The sequence below is a fragment of the Kitasatospora sp. NPDC008115 genome (assembly GCF_042957205.1).
In the GTDB taxonomy this organism is placed as follows: domain Bacteria; phylum Actinomycetota; class Actinomycetes; order Streptomycetales; family Streptomycetaceae; genus Kitasatospora.
Genome location: NZ_JBIBHU010000018.1, coordinates 163,858 through 186,530 on the forward strand (window position 1 = coordinate 163,858; position 22,673 = coordinate 186,530).

At 77.2% G+C, this 22,673-nt stretch carries 8 protein-coding genes; 6 read left to right on the forward strand and 2 right to left on the reverse strand.

Annotated elements, in window-relative coordinates; all coding sequences use genetic code 11:
• The first annotated feature begins 45 nt into the window (after positions 1-45).
• From ACFZBX_RS23130 to ACFZBX_RS23150, 5 genes are read left to right on the forward strand one after another with little or no spacing between them, the layout of a single operon-like run.
• On the forward strand, positions 46-5,802 hold the full coding sequence (locus ACFZBX_RS23130) for an SDR family NAD(P)-dependent oxidoreductase (RefSeq protein WP_391535668.1): 5,757 nt from the start codon (positions 46-48) through the stop codon (positions 5,800-5,802).
• A gap of 32 nt (positions 5,803-5,834) precedes the next feature.
• The gene (locus ACFZBX_RS23135) at positions 5,835-16,340 is read left to right on the forward strand and encodes an amino acid adenylation domain-containing protein (protein ID WP_391535669.1); all 10,506 of its coding nucleotides are present in this window, start codon (positions 5,835-5,837) and stop codon (positions 16,338-16,340) included.
• Positions 16,337-17,080, forward strand: coding sequence for a 3-oxoacyl-ACP reductase FabG (gene fabG / locus ACFZBX_RS23140; RefSeq protein WP_391535670.1), 744 nt, complete (start codon positions 16,337-16,339; stop codon positions 17,078-17,080). Before ACFZBX_RS23135 ends, fabG begins: the two co-directional genes overlap by 4 nt.
• 27 nt (positions 17,081-17,107) lie before the next feature.
• Entirely contained in the window at positions 17,108-17,302 is a 195-nt protein-coding gene (locus tag ACFZBX_RS23145; RefSeq protein ID WP_391535671.1) for an MbtH family protein, read from the forward strand.
• 44 nt (positions 17,303-17,346) lie between these two features.
• Complete coding sequence (locus ACFZBX_RS23150) at positions 17,347-18,177, forward strand: HAD-IIB family hydrolase (protein ID WP_391535672.1); 831 nt, start codon at positions 17,347-17,349, stop codon at positions 18,175-18,177.
• Here ACFZBX_RS23150 and ACFZBX_RS23155 read toward each other — a convergent pair.
• Complete coding sequence (locus ACFZBX_RS23155) at positions 18,125-18,526, reverse strand: DUF4267 domain-containing protein (RefSeq protein WP_391535673.1); 402 nt, start codon at positions 18,524-18,526, stop codon at positions 18,125-18,127. The two genes, ACFZBX_RS23150 and ACFZBX_RS23155, sit on opposite strands and share 53 nt — an antisense overlap.
• A gap of 34 nt (positions 18,527-18,560) precedes the next feature.
• The gene (locus ACFZBX_RS23160; protein ID WP_391535674.1) at positions 18,561-19,202 is read right to left on the reverse strand and encodes a hemerythrin domain-containing protein; all 642 of its coding nucleotides are present in this window, start codon (positions 19,200-19,202) and stop codon (positions 18,561-18,563) included.
• A 122-nt stretch (positions 19,203-19,324) separates the two neighbouring features.
• On the opposite strand from ACFZBX_RS23160, the gene ACFZBX_RS23165 reads away from it, so the two are divergent.
• Entirely contained in the window at positions 19,325-22,576 is a 3,252-nt protein-coding gene (locus ACFZBX_RS23165) for a BTAD domain-containing putative transcriptional regulator (RefSeq protein WP_391535675.1), read from the forward strand.
• Positions 22,577-22,673 lie beyond the last annotated feature (97 nt).

Here is a 22,673-nt window from a genome sequence, read left to right on the forward strand (position 1 = left end):
GCGATGAGCCCGGACAGCGATGTGAGAGAGCGACAGGAGACCCCGATGCCGGAGATGTCCGAAGAACCCGACCGGATCGCCATCGTCGGAATGGCCGGCCGCTTCCCCGGCGCCCCCGATGTCGACACCTTCTGGAGGAACCTGGAGGAGGGCCGGGAGTCGATCACCGTGCTCTCGCAGGAGCAGTTGCGGGCGTCCGGCGTGGACCCCGCGGTGTCCGGCCGGGACGGCTACGTCCGGGCCAAGGGCGTGCCGGCGGGCGCCGACCTATTCGACGCGGCGTTCTTCGGCTACAACCCGCGCGAGGCCGGGATCATGGACCCGCAGCACCGGGTGTTCCTGGAGTGCGCCTGGGAGGCCCTGGAGTCCGCGGGCTGTGTGCCGGAGGAGTTCACCGGCCGGATCGGGGTGTTCGCCGGCGCCGGCCTGAACACCTATCTGCTGCACAATGTGACGGCCAACCGGCGGGTCTTCGACTCGGCGGGGCCGTACCAGACGATGCTCGCCTCCGACAAGGACTTCCTGGCCACCCGGGTCGCCTACAAGCTCGGCCTGACCGGGCCCGCCCTGAGCGTGCAGACCGCCTGCTCGACCTCGCTCACCGCCGTCCACCTGGCCTGCCAGAGCCTGCTGAACGGCGAGTGCGACCTCGCGCTGGCCGGCGGCGTCTCGATCGGCTCGCCGCTGGAGCAGGGCTACCGGTACGAGCCGGGCGGCATCCTCTCCCCCGACGGCCACTGCCGGCCGTTCGACGCGGCGGCGGCCGGGACGGTGCCCGGAAACGGCGCCGGCGTGGTGGTGCTGCGCCGGCTGGCCGACGCCCGCCGGGCCGGCGACACCGTGGACGCCGTGGTGCTCGGCTCGGCGGTCAACAACGACGGCTCGCTGAAGGCCGGGTACACCGCGCCGAGCGTCGAGGGGCAGGCCGCGGTGATCGCCGAGGCGCTGGCGGTGGCCGGGGTGGAGGCCGGCTCGGTCGGCTACGTGGAGGCCCACGGCACCGGCACCGCGCTCGGCGACCCGATCGAACTCGCCGCGCTCACCCGCGCGTTCCGGGAGACCACCGAGGCGACCGGCTACTGCGCGATCGGCTCGGTGAAGGCCAACATCGGCCACCTGGACGCCGCCGCCGGGGTCGCCGCACTGATCAAGGCGGTGCTGGCGCTGCGCCAGGAGGCGATCCCGCCGACGCCGCACTTCACCAAGCCCAACCCCGAACTCGACCTGGAGTCGGGCCCGTTCTTCGTCAACGACCGGCTGCGGCCGTGGCCCCGGGGCGGCGGGCCGCGCCGGGCCGGGGTCAGCTCGTTCGGGATCGGCGGCACCAATGTGCACCTAGTGCTGGAGGAGAGCCCGGCCCCCGCGCCCGCCCCGGCCGCCGCCGCCGCCGCCGAGGACGATGCCGCGCCGGTGCTGCTGGCGCTGTCCGGGCGCACGGCGCAGGCCGTGGCCGAGGGCGCCCGGCGGCTCGCCGACCACCTGGAGGCCCGCCCCGACACCCCGTTGGCCGACCTCGCCCACACCCTGGCCCACCGCCGGCGCGCCTTCGGCCGGCGCCGCGCGCTGGTCGCCCGCGACCGGGCGCAGGCCGTCGCCGCACTGCGCGCCGTGACCGCCGCCGGCACGGCCGAGGCCGCCGAACACGCCCGGGTCGCCTTCCTGTTCCCCGGCCAGGGCACCCAGTACGTCGGCATGGCGCGCGGCCTGTACCGCCACGAGCCGGTGTTCACGGCCGAACTCGACCGCGCCGCCGAGCTGTTCGCCGCCGAGCTGGGCGAGGACCCGCGCACGCTGCTGTTCCCCGCCCCCGGCGGGGCCGAGGCCGCCGAGGAGCGGCTGACCCGCACCGAGTCCGCCCAGCCGGCGCTGTTCCTGGTCGAGTACGCGCTGGCCCGGCAGTGGGAGGCCCGGGGCGTGCGGCCGGAGGCGATGGCCGGCCACAGCGTCGGCGAGTACGTCGCGGCCTGCCTGGCGGGCGTGTTCTCCCTGGAGGACGCGGTACGGCTGGTGGCCGCCCGGGGCCGGCTGGTGCAGGCGATGCCCGCCGGGTCGATGCTCACCGTCTTCCTGGCCGAGCGCGACCTCGCGCCCTGGCTGGGCGACGACGCGGGGCTCGCCGTGGCGGCGGTCAACTCCAGCGGGCTGAGCGTGGTCTCCGGCCCGGCCGGGGCGGTGGACGGCCTGGAGCGGCGGCTCAAGGCCGCCGGCGTCGCCTGCCGCCGGCTGCACACCTCGCACGCCTTCCACTCCGCCGCCATGGACGGCGCCGTCGGCCCGCTGGTCGAGGCGGTGCGCGGGGTGCGGCTGAGCCCGCCGCGGATCCCGTTCTGCTCCAACCTCACCGGCACCTGGATCACCGACGAGGAGGCGACCAGCCCCGAGTACTGGGGCCGCCACCTGCGCGAGAGCGTCCGGTTCGCCGACGCGGCCGGGCTGCTGCTGGCCGACCCGTCCTGGGTCCTGCTGGAGGTCGGCCCCGGGCACACCCTCGGCGACTTCGTCCGCCGCCACCACGCCTGGCGGGAGGGCCGCGCGGTGGTCGCCTCGCTGCGCCACCCGCACGAGCGGGAGGACGACCGGATCCGGCTGGCGCAGGCGCTCGGCGCGCTGTGGAGCGCCGGGGCGCCCGTCGACCCCGCCGCCCTCGCACCCGCTGCCGGCCGGGTGCTGCGGCTGCCCGGCTACGCCTTCCAGCGCGAGCGCCACTGGGTCGACCCGGAGCCGGACGGCTCCGCCGCCGCGCCGCCGCGCCCGGCCGGGCCGGTGCCGGTCGAGGAGTGGTTCCGCACGCCCGGCTGGAAGCGCCTCGCACCCGCCGCCGGCCGGCCGGGCCAGGGCGGCGAGCCGCTCTGGGTGGTGCTCGGCGACGGCACCGGCCTCGGCGCCGCGCTCTCGCGGCGGCTGGCCGACCAGGGCGCCACCGTGGTCCGGGTCCGCGCCGAGGACGGCTCCGCCCGCACCGACGGACTGCGCGTCCCCGGCCCGCACGCCCGCGGCGAGAACTCCTGGGCGCTCGACCCGGCCGACCGGGCGCAGCTCGCCGGACTGCTCGCCGCGCTGGACCTCCGGGGCGCGGCCTCGCTGCGGCTGGTGCACGCGTTCAGCCTCGGTGACGACCCGTCCGAGGACGCCGCCGTGGACAAGGCCCGGCTTGCGGCGGCCCGCCGGCTCGGCCTGGACAGCCTCAGCGCCCTCGCCCAGGCCCTCGACGACGCCCGGCCCGCCGTGCCGGTCACCGTCGACGTGCTCTGCCGGGGCGTGCACGCCGTCACCGGCGAAGAGCCGCTGCGCCCCGAGCAGGCCCTGCTGGCCGGCCCCTGCACCGTCGTCCCGCAGGAGCTGCCGGACGTCGGGTGCCGCCTGCTGGACCTCACCGGCACCGACCCGCACGCCCCGGGCGAGGAGGCGGTGCGCGCCGTGCACACGCTGCTGCTGCGCGAGCCGGAGGAGCGCGAACTCGCCCTGCGCGGACGGCACTGGTGGGTCCGCGACTTCGACGCCCTGCCGCTGGCGCCGGCCGCCGACGGCCCGGCGCAGCTGCGCGACGGCGGCGTCTACCTGGTCACCGGCGGGCTCGGCGGCGTCGGCCTGGCCCTCGCCGAACAGCTGGCCGACGGCTGCGAGGCCCCCGTCCTCGCGTTCCTCGGCCGCTCCGCGTTCCCGGACGAGGACGCCTGGCCCGGCTGGCCGGCGGCGCACGGCGAGCAGGACCCGACCACCGTCCGGATCCGCCGGCTGGAACGGCTGCGCGAGCGCGGCGCGCGAATCGCGGTGCTGCGCGCCGACGTCACCGACGAGGCGGGGCTCGCCGCCGCGCTCGCCGGGCTGCGCGAGCGGTTCGGCCCGCTGAACGGCGTGGTGCACGCCGCCGGGGCGCCCTCCGCCGGGATGCTGGCGCGCCGCACCCCGGCGGAGGCGGACGGCGTGCTGGCCGCGAAGACCGTCGGCACCCTGCTGCTGGAGCGGCTCTGCGCGGACGACCCGCTGGACTTCCTGCTGCTCTGCTCCTCGGTCAGCGCCGTCCTCGGCGGCCCCGGCCAGAGCGACTACGGCGCGGCCAACGCCTTCCTGGACGCCTACGCCCACTGGCGGCGCGGGCAGGGCCGGCCGGTGACCTCGCTCGGCTGGGGCACCTGGGAGGGCGTCGGCATGGCCGCCGGGCTCACCGCCGGGACCGGCGCGGGCGCGGCGGAGACCGGGCACCCGCTGCTGCGGCTGGTCCGCGCCGAGGGCGCCACCCGCGTCTACGAGACGGTGCTGTCCACCGCGGACAGCTGGATCGTCGACGACCACCGGCTGATGGGCCACGGCCTGGTGCCGGGCACCGCCTACCTGGAACTCGTCCGCGCCGCGCTGGCCGGGCAGGCCGGCGACCGCGCGACCGAGCTGCACGACGTGCTGTTCATGACGCCGGTGATCGTCCCCGACGGGCAGCACCGGACCGTCTTCACCACCATCGAGGAGCACGCCGGCCGCACCCGGTTCACCGTCCGCAGCCGCCCCGGCGAGGGCGCGCCGTGGCGCGAGCACGCCACCGGCTCCGCCTCCTTCCACGAACGCGGCCCGGACACCGTGCGCGACCTCGCCGAGGTGGAGGCCCGCTGCGAGGTGACCGAGGTGCTGTCGACCGAGGAGGAGATCCGCCGCCGGCTCGGCGTCGAGCGCTTCGAGGAGGGCGGCGGACCACTGCGGTTCTGGTTCGGGCCGCGCTGGCAGGTGCTGGAGACCATCCGCACCGGCGGCCGGCGGATGCTCGCCACCCTGCGGCTGGACGACGCCTTCCGCGCCGACCTGGACGCCTACCCGCTGCACCCGGCGCTGCTCGACATGGCCGGCGGCGTCTTCCGGCTGCACGCCGAGGACCCGTACTACCTGCCGCTGACCTACCGGAGCCTGCGCATCCTGCACCCGCTGACCGCCACCGTGCACGTCGGCGTGGACATCAAGCCCGGCGCCGGCGGCGAGACCCTCACCTGCGACCTCGAACTCCTCGACACCGACGGCCGGTTGCTGGTCCAGGTGACCGATTTCACGGTCAAGCGGATCAACGACGTCGACGCCCTGCTGGAGCAGATCGCGCAGACCGTCGCGGAGGCCGAGGCGGCGGGCGGCGCCACCGGGCAGGACCCGCGGCCGGCGGCCGGCGGGGCGCTCGCCGCGCTCGGCGCGGGCTTCACCGAGGCGGACGGCCGGGCCGCCTTCGCCCGGATGCTGGCGCAGCCCGGCCTGCCGGCCCATCTGGTGGTCACCCCGCAGGACTTCGACGCGCTGCGCGGCCTCGCCCGCTCGGTCACCCCGGCCCTGCTGGCCCGGGAGCTGGAGCAGCTGGCACCACCGGCCGGCAGCCACCCGCGCCCCGACCTGGCGACCCCGTTCGTGGCACCGGCCACCGAGCAGGAGGAGGCGGTGGCGGCGCTCTGGCGGGAGGTGCTGGGCGTCGAGGAGGTCGGCGTCGACGACGACTTCTTCGCGCTGGGCGGCCACTCGCTGGCCGCCGTGCAGATCAACACCCGGATCCAGGGCCGCTTCGGGACCGAGCTCGACCTGCGGGACTTCTTCCACTCCCCCACCGTCGCGCACACCGTCAGGCTGCTGTCCGGCTCCGGCGGCGGCGACACCGGGGAGGCGATCGAGGCGCTGAGCCGGGACACCGACGCCGGACTCGACGGACTCGGCGGCCTGGACGGCCCCGACGGCCCCGACGGCCTGGAGGACCTCGACGGCCTGTCCGACGACGAGGTCGAGGCCCGGCTCCAGGCCCTGCTCGCCGAGGAGTCCACCGACCGGGGGGACCAGGAATGAGCGCCCGCGACACAGACCAGGACGGACGTGCGATGACCACCCCCGACCCCGCGGCCCTGTCCGCCGCCGAGAAGCGCGCCCTGCTCGCCGAACGCCTGCGCCGCAGGCAGGCCTCCGCCAAACCCCGGCAGCACCGCTTCCCGGCCTCCTTCCCGCAGCAGCGGATGTGGTTCCTGGACCAGCTGACGCCCGGCGACACCGCCTACAACGTCTGCGGCGCCACCCGGATCCGCGGCCCGCTCGACCTGGAGCTGTGGCGGCGCGCCGTCGCCGCGATCGCCCGGCGGCACGAGGCGCTGCGCACCACCTTCCGCGCGGAGGACGGCGAGCCGGTCCAGGTGGTCACCGAGGGCGCCGAGCCGGAGCTCACGGTCGTGCGCTGCGAGCACCTGGCCGGTCCGGACGGCGAGGAAGGCGTCCAGGCGCTGGCCCGGGAGGAGTTCGCCCGCCCGTTCGACCTCGCCACCGGCCCGCTGGTGCGGATGCGGTTCCTGCGCCTGGCCGCCGACGAGCACGTGCTGCTGCTGACCATCCACCACATCGCCGGCGACCTCTGGTCCACCTCGGTGTTCCTGGACGAGCTGGTCGCGCTCTACGCCGGGTACGCCACCGGCACCGGGGCCAGGCTTCCCGAGCTGCCGGTCCAGTACGCCGACTACGCCGTCTGGCAGCGCAAGCGGCTGGAGGGCGACGGGGCGGCGGCCGACCTGGCGTACTGGACCCAGGCGCTCGCCGGGGCGCCGGCCGCGCTGGAGCTGCCCGCCGACCGGCCCCGGCCCGCCGTGCGGAGCACCCGGGGCGGCTCGCGCCCGTTCACGCTGTCCGCCCGCCTCATGGACGAGGTCCGCGAGTTCAGCCGAGCCGAGGGCGTCACCCCGTTCATGACCCTGCTCGCCGCCTTCCAGGTGCTGCTGCACCGCTACACCCGGGAGGAGGACGTCGTCGTCGGCGTGCCGGTCGCCAACCGGGGCCGCCCCGAGGTGGAGCGGCTGATCGGCTACTTCGCCAACATGCTGGCGCTGCGCACCGACCTGTCGGGCGCGCCGTCCTTCCGGGAGCTGCTGGCCCGGGTGCGGCCGGTCTGCCTGGGCGCCTTCGCCCACCAGGAGCTGCCGTTCGAACGGCTGGTGGAGGAGCTGCACCCGCGGCGCGACCTCTCCCGCACCCCGGTCTTCCAGGTCTCCTTCGTCTTCCAGAACATCGCCATGCCCTCCTTCGACGCGGCCGGGCTGCGCCTGGAGCCGATGGAGGTGGAGGGCCACACCGCCCGCTTCGACCTGGAACTCCAGGTCTTCGACCGGCCCGAGGGCCTGAGCGGCCGCTTCGAGTACAACCGCGACCTGTTCGACCCGGCCACCGTCGACCGGCTCGCCGCCCATCTGCGGCTGCTGGTGGAGCGGCTGCTCGCCGAGCCGGACCGCCCGGTCGGCGATCTGCCGCTGCTCTCGGCCGAGGAGGAGCGGGAGCTGCGCGAGCGGGGCAACGACACCCGCCGGGAGTGGCCCGACGCGGGCCTGGTCCACCACCGCGTGGCCGAGCGGGCCGCCCGCACCCCGGACGCCGAGGCCGTGCGCTGCGGCGCCGAGGCGCTGAGCTACGCCGAACTGGACGACCGCGCCGACCGGCTGGCCCGCCGGCTGCGCCGGCACGGCGTCGGCCGGGACGTGCTGGTCGGCGTCTGCACCGAGCGCTCGGTGGACCTGGTGGTGGCGCTGCTGGCGGTGCTGAGGGCGGGCGGCGCGTTCGTCCCGCTGGACCCGCGGTTCCCGCCGGAGCGGATCGCCTTCATGCTGGCCGACTCCGGCCTGCCGGTGCTGCTCACCCAGCGGCCGGTGGCCGAGCGGCTGCCCGCGTCGGGCGCCGAGGTGCTCTGCCTGGACGAGCTGCGCGCGGAGCTCGCCGCCGAACCGGCCGGCGACCCGGGCGCGCCGGTGGACGCCGCGGACCTCGCCTACGTCATCTACACCTCGGGCTCCACCGGACGGCCCAAGGGCGTGCAGGTCCCGCACCGGGCGCTGGCGAACCTCCTGCGCTCGATGGCCGAGCGGCCCGGCCTCACGGCCGAGGACACCCTGCTCGCCGTCACCACCCACTCCTTCGACATCTCACTGCTGGAGCTGCTGCTGCCGCTGGTGGAGGGCGCCCGGGTGGTGGTCGCCGAGCGCGCCGCGGCCGCCGACGGCGAGCGGCTGGCCCGGCTGCTGGCCGCCAGCGGGGCGAGCGTCATGCAGGCCACCCCGTCCACCTGGCGGATGCTGCTGGACGCCGGCTGGCGGGGCGCGCCGGGCCTCAAGGTGCTGGCCGGCGGCGAGGCGCTGCCCGACGCGCTGGCGCGCCGGCTGCTGGCCGGCGGCGTGGAGCTGTGGAACATGTACGGGCCGACCGAGACCACCATCTGGTCGGCGGTCGCCGAGGTGGGCGAAGGCCCGGTGACGCTGGGCGCACCGATCGCCAACACCGAGTTGCACGTGCTGGACGAGCGGGGCCGGCTGGTGCCGGCCGGGGTGCCCGGGGAGCTGGCCGTCGGCGGCGCCGGGCTGGCCCGGGGCTACCTGGGCCGGCCGGAGCTCACGGCCGAGCGCTTCGTGACGCACCCGTTCGACCCGGACCCGGCGGCGCGCCTCTACCGCACCGGGGACCTGGTGCGCCGCCGGCGTGACGGCGGCCTGGAGTTCCTGGGGCGCCTGGACCACCAGGTGAAGCTGCGCGGCTTCCGGATCGAGCCGGGCGAGATCGAGAGCGAACTGGCCGCCCGCCCGGAGGTCGGCCACGCGGTGGTGACGGTCCGTGAGGACGTGCCCGGTGACCAGCGGCTGGTGGCGTACGTGGTGCCGTCCGGGGGCGACGGCGACGGCCCGGCGCGGGAGTGGCCGGATCAGGTCGACGAGTGGCGCCGGATCTGGGACACCGCCTACGACGAGCCCACGGACGCCCCGGCCGCGGCGGTCCCCGGCGAGGACCTGCGCGGCTGGAACAGCAGCTACACCGGCGAGCCGATCCCCGCCGCCGAGATGCGCGAGTGGGCCGACCGCACCGCCGAGCGGGTGCTCGCCCTGCGCCCGCGCGCGGTGCTGGAGATCGGCTGCGGCACCGGTCTGATCCTCCAGCGGGTCGCCCCGCACACCGGGCGGTACTGGGGCACCGACATCTCCGAGGTCGCCCTGGCGGGCCTGCGCGCGGTGACCGGCGCCGCCGGCGGCGCGTTCGGCGAGGTCGCCCTGCACGCCTGCCCGGCCGACCGGCTCGACCGGCTGCCCGAGCAGTCGTTCGACGTCGTCGTGCTCAACTCGGTGGTCCAGTACTTCCCGGACGAGCGCTATCTTCTGCGGGTCGTCGAGGGTGCGCTGGCCCGGCTCGCCCCGGGCGGTTCGCTGTTCCTCGGCGACATCCGCAGCCTGCCGCTGCTGGCGGCCTTCCACCTCTCGGTACAGCGGGCGCACGCCGAACCCGGCCTGCCCGACGCCGAGTTGCAGGCCCGGGTGCGCCGGCGGGTGGAGGAGGACGAGGAGCTGGTGTTCGACCCGGCCCTGTTCACCGCCCTGCCCCGGCGCTTCCCGGCGATCGGCGAGGTCCGGGTGCTGCCCAAGCGGGCCTCCGCCGCCAACGAGCTGACCCGCTTCCGCTACGACGTCGTGCTGACCACCGGCGCGCCCGCCGCCGGGCCCGCCGCCGAGTGGCTGGACTGGACGGCCGAGGGCCTGACCGTGGCGGCGCTGCGCGAGCGGCTGACCGGCGAGCGGCCCGCGCTGCTCGCCGTCCGGGGCATCCCCAACGCCCGGGTCCGGGACCTCGCCGAGGCCCTCGGGCACCCCCCGCAGGACGCGGCGGCCGTCGACCCCGAGGAGCTGTGGTCCCTCGCCGACGCCACCGGCCACCGGATCGACCTCGACTGGTCCGGCCACGGCCCCGACGGCGCGCTCGCCCTGGTCGCCCGCCGGACCGGCGCCGACGGCGCGCCGCTGCACGCCCTGCCGCGCCTCGCCGAGGTGCCGCCGCGGGAGCCGGACTGGGGCCGCCACGTCAGCGGCACCCGCCGCCGGCTCGCCCGCCGGCTGGTCCCGGTGCTGCGCGCCGCCCTCGCCGAACGCCTGCCCGGCTACATGGTCCCCTCCGCCTTCGTCCTGCTCGACGCCCTGCCGCTGACCCCCAACGGCAAGACCGACCGCAAGGCGCTGCCCGCCCCCGACAGCGAGCGCCGCGACCTCGCCTCCGCGTACACCGCCCCGCGCGACGAGCGCGAGGAGGCGCTCTGCACACTGTTCGCCAAGGTGCTCGGGGTGCCCTCGGTCGGCGTCCACGACAGCTTCTTCGACCTCGGCGGCCACTCCCTGCTCGCCACCCGGCTGGTCTCCCGGATCCGGGCCGCCCTCGGCGCCGAGGTGCAGGTCCGGGCGCTGTTCGAGACGCCGACGGTGGCGGGCCTGGCCCGCCGGCTGGCCGGGGAGGGCGACGGGGCCGCACCGCCGCGCCCCGAACTGGCGCCGGGGCCCCGGCCCGCCGAGCTGCCGCTCTCCTTCGCCCAGCGCCGGCTCTGGTTCCTGGACCGGATGCAGGGCCCCTCCGCCACCTACAACATCCCGATGGCGGTGCGCCTGAGCGGCCCGCTGGACGCCGACGCGCTGCGCTCCGCGCTCGCCGACGTGGTCCAGCGGCACGAGGCGCTGCGCACCGTCTTCCCCGACACCGCGGGCGTCCCGCGCCAGCACGTCCTCGGCCCGGCCGCCGGGAGCGCCGCGCTGACCGTCACCGAACTGCCCGAGTCCGCGGCCGCGCGGGCCGTCGCGGCCGCCGCCCGCCACCGCTTCGACCTGGCCCGTGAACTGCCGGTGCGCGCCGAGCTGTTGGCGCACGGCCCGGAGCGGCACACCCTGGTCCTGGTGGTGCACCACATCGCCGCCGACGGCTGGTCCGTCGCCCTGCTCGGGCGCGACCTCGCCACCGCCTACACCGCCCGCCGCGACGGCCGCCCGCCGCGCTGGGCGCCGTTGCCGGTCCAGTACGCCGACTACACCCTGTGGCAGCGGCGGCTGCTCGGCGACCAGGACGACCCTGACAGCACCTGGAACCACCAACTCGCCTACTGGCGCCGCGCGCTGGAAGGGCTGCCGGAGCGGATCGCGCTGCCCGCCGACCGGCCGCACCCGGCCGGGGCCTCCCAGCGCGGCGGCACCGTGGCACTGCGCTGGGACGCCGCGCTGCACACCGCCGTCGCCGAACTCGCCCGGCGGCACGACGCCAGCGAGTTCATGGTCGTGCACGCCGCCCTGGCCGCCCTGCTGCACCGGCTCGGCGCCGGGGACGACGTCCCGGTCGGGGCGACGGTCGCCGGGCGCACCGACGCGGCCACCGAGGAGCTGGTCGGCTTCTTCGTCAACACCCTGGTGCTGCGCGCCGATCTGGGCGGGCGCCCGAGCTTCCGGGAGCTGCTGGCGCGGGTCCGCGAGCGCGGTCTGGACGGGTACGCCCATCAGGAGGTCCCGTTCGAGTTCCTGGTGGACGCGCTGCGCCCCACCCGCTCCACCGCCCACCACCCGCTGTTCCAGGTGATGCTCGCCTGGCAGAACGTCCCCGACGCGGTGCTCGGCCTGCCGGGCCTGGCCGAGGAGGTCCTACCGGCGGACACCGGCGGCGCCCGGATGGACCTGGTGTTCTCGCTCACCGGGCGGCGCGCCCCGGGCGAGGGCGCCCCGGCCGGGATCGACGGCGTCGTCGAGTACAACGCCGACGTCTTCGACCCGGCCACCGTGGAGCTGCTGGCCGAGCGGCTGCGCCGGATGCTGCTGGCCGTCTGCGCCGCGCCGGAGCGCCCGGTGGGCGAGGTGGAGCTGCTCTCCCCCAAGGAGCGGCACCGGCTGCTGACCGGGTGGAACCCGCCGGACCCGGCGCCGCCAGCCGCCACCCTGCCGCAGCTGTTCGAGGCACAGGCGGCCCGCACCCCCGACCGGCTCGCGGTGGTGGACGTCGAGCGGGAGCTGACCTACGCGCGACTGGAGGAGGAGGCGAACCGGCTGGCCCGGCTGCTGATCGATCGCGGCGCCGGGCCGGAGCGGCCGGTGGCGGTGGCGCTGCCGCGCTCGGCCGCCTCGGTGGTGGCGATGCTCGCCGTGGTGAAGGCGGGCGCCGTCTACCTGCCCGTCGACCCGGACCACCCGGCGCGGCGGATCGGCCTGCTGCTCCGGGACGCCCGCCCGGCGCTGCTGCTGACGGTCGCGGAGTCGGCCCGCGCGCTGCCCGCCACCGGTGTCCCGGTGCTGCGGCTGGACGCACCGGAGACGGCGGCCGAACTCGCCGCCCTGCCGGACGCCACCGCCCCGACCGACGCCGACCGCACCGCGCCGCTGACCCCGGCGAACGCCGCGTACGTCATCTACACCTCGGGCTCCACCGGCACGCCCAAGGGCGTGGTGGTCACCCACGCCGGTATCCCCGGCCTGGTCGCGGCGCAGGCCCAGGGCTTCGGCCTGGACGCGGACAGCCGGGTGCTGCAGTTCGCCTCGCCGGGCTTCGACGCCTCGCTGGCGGAGCGCTGCGACGCGCTGCTGACCGGCGCCGCGCTGGTGGTCGTCCCGAAGGAGGAACTGCTCCCGGGCGAGCCGCTGGCCCGCACCTGCGAGCGGTACGGGGTGACCAATGTGACGCTGCCGCCCAGTGTGCTGGCGGCCGTGCCGGAGGGCGGGCTGCCGGCCGGGCTGTCGCTGGTGGTCGCGGGCGAGTCCTGCCCGGCGGCGCTGGCCGACCGCTGGTCGGCGGGCCGGCGGATGGTCAACGCCTACGGGCCGACCGAGACCACGGTGTGCGCCACGCTGACCGGGCCGCTGGCGCCCGGCGAGGGCGCGCCGCCGGTCGGCCGGCCGATCGCCGGTGCGCGGGTGTACGTGCTGGACGAGGGGCTGCGACCGGTGCCGCCCGGGGTTCCCGGCGAGCTGTTCGTGGCGGGCACGGGCCTGGCGCGCGGCTACCTGGGCCGCCCCGGTCTGACGGCGCGCCGCTTCCTCGCGGACCCGTACGGGCCGCCCGGCACCCGGATGTACCGCACCGGGGACCTGGTGCGGTGGCGGGCGGACGGGCGGCTGGACTTCCTCGGCCGCACCGACCACCAGGTGAAGGTCCGGGGCTTCCGGATCGAGCTGGGCGAGGTCGAGTCCGCGCTGGCCGCCCTGCCGGAGGTGGCGCAGGCGGTGGCGGCGGTCCGCGAGGACCGGCCGGGCCGGCGCGCGCTGGCCGGCTACGTCGTCCCCCGCCCCGGGGCGGCGCCGGACCCGGCGGCGCTGCGGGCCGCGCTGGCCGCGCAGCTGCCGCCGTACCTGGTCCCGGCCGCGGTGGTGGTGCTGGCCGACCTGCCGCTCACCGCCAACGGCAAGGTGGACCGGGAGCGGCTGCCCGCGCCGGAGTTCACCGCCGCCACCGGCTCCGGCCTCCCGCGCACCCCGGCCGAGCGGGCGCTGTGCGCGATCTACGCCGAGGTGCTGGGGCTGCCGGAGGTCGGCACCGGGGACGGCTTCTTCGACCTCGGCGGCGACAGCATCCAGGCGATCCAGGTGGTCTCGCAGGCCCGCGCGGCCGGGCTGGTGATCGGCGCGCGCGATGTGTTCGCCCACCCGTCGGTGGCCGAACTCGCGGCGGTGGCCGTCCCCGCCGGGGACGCGGCGGGCGTCGAGGACGTCGGCACCGGCGAGATCGCGCCCACCCCGATCACCGAGTGGCTGCGCGAACTGGACCTGCCCGACGAGGAGTTCGGCCGGTTCGCGCAGGAGGCGGTGGTCGCCGTACCGGCGGGCCTGGACCTGCCCCGGCTCGCCGCCGTCGTGCAGGCGCTGGTCGACCACCACGACGTGCTGCGCTCCCGGCTGGCCGAGCGGGCGGACGGCCGCTGGGTGCTGCACGCCCGGCCGGCCGGCTCGGTGCGGGTCGCCGGCCACCTGCGCCGGGTGGACGCCGCGGGCCTCGACGCCGCCGGGCTGCGGGCGCTGACCGCCGGACAGGCCGCCGCCGCCCGGGGCCTCCTGGACCCGCGCGCCGGAACGATGCTCCAGGCGGTCTGGCTGGACGCCGGGGCCGAACGCCCCGGACGGCTGCTGCTGGTGCTGCACCACCTGGTGGTGGACGGGGTGTCCTGGCGCGTCCTGCTGCCGGACCTGCGGGCCGCCGGCGAGGCGGTGCTGGCGGACCGGCCGGTGGTCCTGGCCCCGGTGGGCACCTCGGTGCGCCGCTGGGCCGGCCTGCTCACCGGCGAGGCCGCCGCCCCGCACCGCCTGGCCGAACTCCCGGACTGGCAGCGGCTGCTGGCGGGCGCGCCCGCACTGCTCCCGGCCACCGCCGCCGGGCGTACCACGGGGACCGGCCGGCTGCTGCTCACCCTGCCGCCCGAGTGCACCGCCCCGCTGCTGGCCGCCGCCCCCGGCGCCTTCCACACCGGTGTGCAGGACGTGCTGCTGGCCGCGTTCGGCATCGCCCTGGAGGAGTGGCGCCGCCGCCGCGCCCCGCACGAGGCGCCGGCCGGCGGGGTCCTGGTCGCCGTGGAGAACCACGGCCGCCAGGAGGACCTCGCCGACGGCGTGGACCTGTCCCGCACCGTGGGCTGGTTCACCAGCGTCCAGCCGGTGCGCCTGGCCGCCGGCCCGCTCGGCTGGCCGCAGGTCGAGGAGGCCGGTCCCGAGCTGGCCGCCGCCGTGGTCCGGATCAGGGAGCAGTTGGCCGCCCTGCCCGGGGACGGCGTGGGCCACGGCCTGCTGCGCCGGCTCAACCCGGAGACGGCGCCGCTGCTGGCCGCCCTGCCCGCCCCGCAGGTGGCGTTCAACTACCTGGGACGCTTCGCCGACGCCGGCCCGGACACCCCCTGGGCGCCGGTCACGGCCGACGCGGCGCTCGCCCTCGGCGACGCCGACGCCCCGGCCGGGCCGCGCACCCACCCGGTGGAGCTCAACGCCGTCAGCTACGACGGCCCCGACGGCCCGCGCCTCGCGGCCGCCTGGACGTGGGAGGAGGGGGTGCTGGACGAGGGCGCGGTGCGCGAGCTGGCCGAGCTGTGGTTCGGCGCGCTCACGGCCGTCGGCACCTGCGCGGCCGTACCCGGCGCCGGCGGCCCCCCGCCGGTCCGGCCCACCCGCCGGACCCGCCGGACCCGACGCGGCGCAACCGTCCCGCGGGCCGACCGCGGCGACGGCGTACCGCTGTCCTTCGCCCAGCTGGACATCATGCACCAGCCGGTCGACCCGGAGGCCCCGCACCACAACGTCATCACCGCGACGGTGCTGACCGGCAGGCTCGACCCGGCGGCGCTGCGGCACGGCCTGGACGCGATCGTGGGCCGCCACGAGGCGCTGCGGACCCGGATCGTCGAGGACGGCGCCGGCTCCTGGCACCAGCTCGCCGACCCGGTCGGCGGCTGGCCGCTGGCCACCGTGGACCTGCGCGGCGAGCCCGCGGCCGCCAGGACCGAGGCGCTGCGCCGGCTGGTCGCGGCCGAGGTGGACCGCCCGTTCCGGCTGGCCACGGGCCCGCTGGTGCGCGGCACCCTGGTGGCCACCGGCCCGGACGCGTGGGTGCTGGTGCTGGTGCTGCACCACATCGTGGTCGACCTGTGGTCGTACGCGCTGCTCGGCCGCGAGCTGCGCGAGCTGTACGCCGCCAGGGTGCTGGGCCGCGAGCCCCGGCTGCCCGAGCCCGCGGTCCAGTACCCGGACTGGGCGGCCTGGCAGCGCCGGCGGCTGGCCGACGGCGAGCTCGACGAGCACGTCGCCCACTGGGAGCGGCTGCTGGCGGACCTGCCGGCGCCGCCCCGCTTCGAGGCGCCCGAGCACCAGAAGGCCGGCGCCGTCGAGGGCTACACCAGCGGCTTCGTACTGGAGCCGGAGGTCACCGCGGCGCTGAAGGAGGCCGCGCAGCGCGAGGGCACCACCCTGTTCATGCTGCTGCTGTCCGCCTTCCACCTGCTGCTGCAGAGCTACGCGGACAGCGGCTCCGACCTCGCGGTGGGCTTCCCGCTGGCGGGCCGCGAGCACCCGCAGACCGAGCAGATGATCGGCTTCTTCATCAACCCGGTGGTGGTCCGCCCCCGACCCGCCGCGGACGCCACCGTCCGCGACCTGGTCACCGCCGTGCGCGCCGGTGTCCTGGACGCGCATCTGCACCAGGAGGTCCCGCTGCGGTGGCTGCGCCGGGACGCCGGGGAGGACCGCAACCCGCTGCGGCTGCTGTTCAACCTGCTGAACGTCGCGGGCGAGCCGCTGGACCTGCACGGCCTGAGCGCGGCGCCGCTGAACCTGGGCGTCGGCGACGCCGAGGTGATCCCGGAGCTGATCACCGAGATGCGCCCGCACAACGCCGACCTCTACCTGATGATGCACGAGTCCGACGCCGGGCTGCGCGGCCTGTGGCTGTACTCGCCGGAGCGGATCGACCCGCGCTCGATGGCCGCCATGATGCGCCGCTGGCCCCTCGTCCTGGACCTGTTGACCCGCCACCCGGACCTGCCGCTCGCCGAGCTGCGCCACCGCGTCCTGACCGCCCCCCTCCCGCACGCGAAAGGCACCCGATGAACCCCACGGCCACCCCCGTCGCGCTGGTCACCGGCGGCACCCGCGGCATCGGCCGGGCCACCGCCCTGCGGCTGGCCGAGGACGGCTACGACGTCGCCCTGTGCTACGGCGCCGACGCCGAGGCCGCCCGGACCCTGGAGAAGGAGCTGCGCGGCCTCGGCCGGGCCACCTACGTCCGGCGCACCGACGTCGCCGACCCGGCCGCCGTCCGCGAACTGGTCGACGGCGCCGAGGACGCCCTGGGCCCGGTCACCGCCCTGGTCGCCTCGGCGGCGATCCTGCGCGACACCCCCCTGCTGCTGATGGAGGACCAGGACTGGCAGGACGTCCTCCAGGTCAACCTCAGCGGCGTCTACCACGCCTGCCGCGCGGTGATCGACGGCATGGCGCTGCGCCGCCACGGCGCCATCGTCACCCTCTCCTCGGTCGCCGGGGTCTGCGGCAGTCCCGGCCAGACCAACTACGCGGCGACCAAGGCCGGCATCATCGGCTTCACCCGCTCGCTCGCCCAGGAGGTCGGCCGCTACGGCATCCGCGCCAACGCGGTCGCCCCCGGCTACATCGACACCGACCTGGTCGCCGACCTGCCGGAGGAGGCCGTCGAACGCTCGCTGGAGCAGGTCGCGCTGCGCCGCCTCGGCCGCCCGGAGGAGGTCGCCGACCTGGTCGCGTTCCTGCTCTCCGACCGGGCCTCCTACCTCACCGGCGAGGTCGTCCGCATCGACGGCGGCTTCCGCTGACCGTCCCCGTCCTCTTTGGGAGCCCCCGTGACCGACGCCCGATGGACCGTGCTGGTCAACGACGAGGAGCAGCACGCCCTCCACCCCGCCGCCCTCCCCGTCCCGGAGGGCTGGCGCCCCGCCGGCTTCACCGGCACCGAGGACGCCTGCGAGTCCTGGGTCGACGCCCACTGGAGCGACCTGCGCCCGCTGACGCTCCGCCAGGAGGCCGCCCGCTCTTGAGGTGGACACTTCACCAAGGCCCGTGGTCGTGCTAGCGTCCTCCGATGTCGAGGATTCTGGTCACCGATCTGGACGGCACCCTGCTCGGCGGCAGCCCGGACCAGCGGCGGCGACTACGGGACGCGCTGCTCCGCCACCCCGAGGTGACCCCGGTGTTCGCCACCGGCCGGGGTCTCGCCTCGGTCCGCGAGGTCCTGGGCGACCCGCTCGTCCCGCGGCCGCGCTGGATCATCGCCGACGTCGGCGCCACCGTCGTCGACGGCGCGGACCTCACCCCCGTGGCGGCGCTCCAGGAGCGGCTGCGGGCCGGCTGGCCGGGAGCGGACCGCGTGCGCGCCGCACTCGACCGCTTCCCCGGCCTCGCCTACCAGCACGACGTCGTCCAGGATGGCCGCTGCTCCTACCACCTGGCGCCGCGGCACCTCACCGGCGGGCTCACCGGCGCCGTCGAGGCGCTCGGCTGCGCCTGGGTGTACTCCGGGGGCCGCTACTTCGACGTCCTGCCGCCCCGGGCGTCCAAGGGCAACGCCCTGCGCGCCCTGGCCGGGAGGCTCGCCTGGCGCCCGGAGCAGCTGCTGGTCGCCGGCGACTCGCTCAACGACCTCTCGCTGTACCGGCTCGGCGCCCACGCGGTGGTGGTCGGCGGCGCCGAACCCGCCCTGCTCACCGACCTCGCCGGGGACCCCCGCGTGCTCCGCCCCGACCTCCCCGGCGCGGCCGCCATCCACGCGGCCCTGGAGGCCCTCGGCTGGCTCCCCGCCGACCGTGAACCCACCGCACCCGCCGCACCCGCCGCACCCGGCACGTCCGGCGCACCGGTGCTCAACGCGGGGCCGGGACCGTGCGGGTCTCGCGCAGGGTCAGCAGGCCGGTGACGGCCATCGCCACCGCCGTCAGGCCGTGGACGCCGAACGCGGCGGCGGCGGAGCCGTGGTGGGCGAGCACGGTGGTCATGTCGGCGAACGGGATGAGGGCCTCGACCAGCAGCACCCCGCCCAGTGCCTGGCGCTGGCCGGACAGCAGCAGGGCGCCCAGGACCAGGCCGCCCGCGACATCGCGGATGCCCTTGAGGACCAGGAACCCGCCGCCGTCGCCGGAGGGCCAGCTCGGCAGGCCGTAGCCCGGCGCGACGGACTCGGGGGACACCACGAAGGACGTCCCGAACCAGAGGATGAAGAGGACGAAGGCGGCGGTCAGGGCGGTGTTGACGGTCTTGAGCGACATGGCTGTCTCCTGGGCCCGGGTGGGTCGGTCGGGGTCAGGCCGCGCGGACGCGGCGGATGTGGCGGGCGTAGCGGGGGCGGCCGATGAGGTGCCAGACGCCGCGCACCGGCGCGGGGAGGGCGGACAGGAGCGTGGCGCGCTCCGCCGGGTTCGCGTCCTCCAGGACCAGGCCGAAGAGCGTGAGCAGGGTCGGCTTGGGCGTGTTGGCCACCAGGTGCTCGCCCAGCGAGGCCCACTCCCGCTCGGTGATGTGCCGGGCCGCGAGCGGGAGCAGGGTGGCCTCCTCGTCGTCGAGGTGTTCGAGCAGGGCCGCCCGGTGGTCGGCGAGGAGCGCCACCAGGGTGTCGCGCTCGGCGGCTCCTGCGGTGGCCTCCCACGCCGGGAACGCGGTGTCCAGCCGGTCCAGCGTGGCCGCGACGCGCTCGTGCTGGGCCTCCATCCGCAGCACGATGTCCGCCTCCAGGTCGACCCGGGCCAGCAGCGGCGGCCAGAGCAGCTCGTCCTCGCCCTCGTGGTGGTTCCTCAGCCCCAGCCGGTAGTCGCGGAAGTGGCCGGCGATCACCCCGGCGCGGGCGGTGCCGCCCGGGGCGACCGCCGCGACCAGCTCCATCAGCAGCCGCGACTCGCGCCGGAAGGCGCGGTGGACGATCTCCATGTCCTGGGTGTTGACGCTCATCTCTTCTCTCCTGCCCTTCGTCCTGCTCGACGGGCTCAAGACTGCCTCCGGGGCTTTGGAGGCCACTTGGAGCCGGCTTGGAACGGATGCGGCCGGCGGCCGCGCGTACGATGTGTCACGTCATGGTCTTGATCCGGGTGTTGGGCTCCTTCGCGGCCGAGGCCGGCGGCGGGTCCGTCCCCCTCGGCGGACCGCGCCAGCGCGGCGTGCTGGCCCTGCTGGTGGCGGCGCGCGGGCAGGTCGTGCCGGTCGACCGGATGGTCGAGGACCTCTGGCGCGGCGAACCGCCGTCGCGCGCCCTGGCGTCGCTGCAGGCGTACGTGTCGAATCTCCGCCGTCTGCTGGAACCCGGCCGCCCGCCGCGGACCCCGGCGCGGCTGCTGGTGAGCGCGTCGCCCGGCTACGCCCTGCGGCTGCCGCCGGGGGCGGTGGACGCCTGGCGCTTCGAGGAACTGCTGGACGAGGCCCGTGCGCTCACCGCTCCCCGGGACGCCCGCGCGCGGGTGGACGAGGCGCTGGCACTGTGGCGGGGCCCGGCCTTCGCCGAGGTCGCCGACGAGCCGTGGGCCGCCGCCGAGACCGCCCGGCTGGAGGAACTGCGCCTGGTCGCCCGGGAGCTGCGCGTCGCCGCCGGGCTGCGGCTCGGCGACCCCGCGGCGGTGGTGCCCGAGGCGGCGGGCCTCACCCGCGAGGCGCCCCTGCGCGAGGAGGGCTGGCGCATGCACGCCCTCGCGCTGTGGAGCAGCGGCCGCCAGGCCGACGCCCTGGCCGCGCTCCGCCGGGCCCGCGCCGTCCTCGCCGAGGAGCTGGGCCTGGACCCCGGCCCGGACCTGGTGGCCCTGGAGGCGGCGATCCTCGCCCAGCGCACGGACGTCCTGCGCGCGGCCGTCCCGCCCTCCCCGGCGGCCGTGCCCCTGCCTGTGCCGCCGCTTCCTGCCGGCGGGCCCGGTGCGGCGGCGTTCGTGGGGCGGGACGGCGAACTCGCCGCGCTGGTGGCGGCCGCCGGGCGGGCCGCCGCCGACGGGCCGCGCGTCGCGCTCGTCACCGGCGAGGCCGGGCTCGGCAAGTCGGCGCTGCTGGAGCGGCTGGGCGCGCGCCTGGAACGGGACGGGTGGCTGGTGGCCGCCGGGCGCTGTCCCGAGGTGGACGGCGCGCCCGCCGCGTGGGCGTGGGTCGAGGCGCTGCGGACGGTGGCCGCGACCGCTCCTCCGGGGGAGTTCGCCGACCACCTGGCGCCGCTGCTCTCCGACTCCGCGCCCGTGGGCGGTGACGCGACGGCGGGGCGGTTCCGGTTGCGGCGGGCCGTGTGGGACTGGCTCACCGCGGCCGCCGTCGGCCGGCCGGTCGCCGTCCTCCTGGACGACCTCCACTGGGCGGACGCCGCCACGCTGGAACTGCTTTGCGGTGTCGTCGGCGTGCGGGCCCCGCTCCTGGTCGTCGCCGCCTACCGCGCGGACGAGAGCGAGCGCCTCACCGAGACGCTCGGCGCCCTGGCCCGCACCGCGCCGCTCCGGCTGGACCTGCCCGGGCTGGAGGCCGACGCCGTCGCGCAACTGGTCCGCGCCGAGTGCGAGGCCGACGACGCGACCGTGGCCGGGATCGCCGAGCGGACCGGCGGCAACCCGTTCTACGTCCGGGAGAGCGCGCGGCTGCTGACCGGCGAGGGCGCGCTGGTCGCGCTCTCCGAGGTCCCCGAGGGCGTCCGCGACGTACTGCGGCGCCGGCTGGCCCGGCTCCCCGAGAGCGGCGTGTCCGTCCTGCGGCTGGCGGCGGTGGCGGGCCGGGAGAGCCCGGTGGACGTCCTCGTACGGGCCGCCGACACCGACGAGGACGGCGTGCTCGACGCGCTGGACGCGGGTGTCATCGCCGGCCTGCTCGACGAACCCGGGCCCGGACTCGTCCGGTTCGTCCACGCGCTGGTCAGGGACACCCTGGTCGCCGACGTCTCCCGGTTGCGGGCCGCCCGGATGCACGCCCGGATCGCGGCCGCCCTGGAGGGCACCGGCGACGTCGCGGCGCTCGCCCACCACTACGCACGGGCGGGCTCGCCGAAGGCCGTCGGCCACTGCGTACGGGCCGCCGAGCAGGCCGAGGCGCGCTACGCCCACGACGTGGCCGCCGCGCTCCTGGCCGACGCGGTCGCCAACTCACGGGAGTGCGCACCGGACGAGCGGGTCGGCCTGTTCGGCAGGCTGCTGCGCGCGCAGATCAGGGCGGGGGCCGTCGCGGCGGCCCGGCGCACCCGCGAACAGGCCGTGGAGTACGCCGAGTCGATCGGCCGCGACGATCTGATGGTCGCCGCCTTCACGGCCTGGACCGAGCCCACCCCCTGGCGGGCCCGCACCTACGGCACGGTCGACCGCCCCGTCGTCGACCGCCTCGGCCGCCTGCTCGCGCGCACCGGCCTCGCGCCCGAGGTACGGTCCCGTCTCCTCACCGCGTACGCCAACGAGCTGGTGGGCGAGGACGATCCGGCCGCGACGGCCGCGGCGCGGGAAGCGCTCGTCCTGGCCACCGGCCCCGGTCTCCGGGCGGCGGCGCTGCTGGTCCTGGCCGGCGCCGCGGGGCGGGAGGAGGACGCCCGCGAGCTGGTGGGGATCGGCGTCGAGCACGACCTGCCCGTCTACCGGGTGACCGGGCTGCTCAACCAGGCCGCGCACGCCGCCGCCGCCAACGACCCGGCGGCCATGGCCCGTCTGGCCGGGGAGGCGCTCGACCTCGCCCGCGCCTACCGGATGCCCGAGGCGATCAGCGCCGCCGAACTCGCGCTGGCGCCGCTGGCCCTCGTCGAAGGCCGGTTCGCCGACGCCGAGCGCCTCTACGCGGAGGCCACCGGGCGCATGGAACGCGCCGGATCGGTGCACTCCGGCATCGGCCGCCTCGCGCTGGCGACCGTCCGGCTGAACGACGGCACGCTCGGCGGCCACCTGGACGAGGTGCGCGCCCTCCACCGGGCGCTCGGCCCGATGGCCGCCGACCTGCTCACGCTCGCCCTGCACGCCGCCGGCCGTACCGACGAGGCCCGCCGGACCCGGACGGCACCGGGCCCGATCCGGCCCGACTTCTTCTTCACCTTCCTGACCAGCCTGCGGGCGATGGCGGTCGTCGCGCTGAACGACCGCGACGCCGCCGAGGAGGTCCACGCGGCCCTCCTCCCCCACCGTGACGGCCCGCCGGCCGGCGCGGCGAGCCTGTCGCTGGCGCTGCGCCCGGTCGCCCACACGCTCGGCGAACTCGCCGTCCTGCTCGGCCGCCACGACGAGGCCGCCGCCCACTTCACCCGGGCCGCCGCGATCGCCGACCGGTGGAACGCCCCCCACTGGTCCGCCGACGCCCGCGCCCGGGCCGACCTCGCCCGGCGCGGCTCGCGCTAGGGCCCGTCTTCAAACCCCCGTCGTCCGCCCGCAGGGCGGGCCGGGCGGCGTCTGGGTGCGTGCATCGCAAGGCGGAGGAGGGAGTCCATGCGGAGCA

What these genes read in the sequence shown, in the direction of transcription:
- ACFZBX_RS23155 (WP_391535673.1), bottom strand. Translation starts at nt 18,526, where the DNA reads ATGTCGCTCAAGACCGTCAACACCGCCCTGACCGCCGCCTTCGTCCTC.
- ACFZBX_RS23130 (WP_391535668.1), top strand. Translation starts at nt 46, where the DNA reads ATGCCGGAGATGTCCGAAGAACCCGACCGGATCGCCATCGTCGGAATG.
- ACFZBX_RS23160 (WP_391535674.1), bottom strand. Translation starts at nt 19,202, where the DNA reads ATGAGCGTCAACACCCAGGACATGGAGATCGTCCACCGCGCCTTCCGG.
- fabG (WP_391535670.1), top strand. Translation starts at nt 16,337, where the DNA reads ATGAACCCCACGGCCACCCCCGTCGCGCTGGTCACCGGCGGCACCCGC.
- ACFZBX_RS23150 (WP_391535672.1), top strand. Translation starts at nt 17,347, where the DNA reads ATGTCGAGGATTCTGGTCACCGATCTGGACGGCACCCTGCTCGGCGGC.
- ACFZBX_RS23135 (WP_391535669.1), top strand. Translation starts at nt 5,835, where the DNA reads ATGACCACCCCCGACCCCGCGGCCCTGTCCGCCGCCGAGAAGCGCGCC.
- ACFZBX_RS23165 (WP_391535675.1), top strand. Translation starts at nt 19,325, where the DNA reads ATGGTCTTGATCCGGGTGTTGGGCTCCTTCGCGGCCGAGGCCGGCGGC.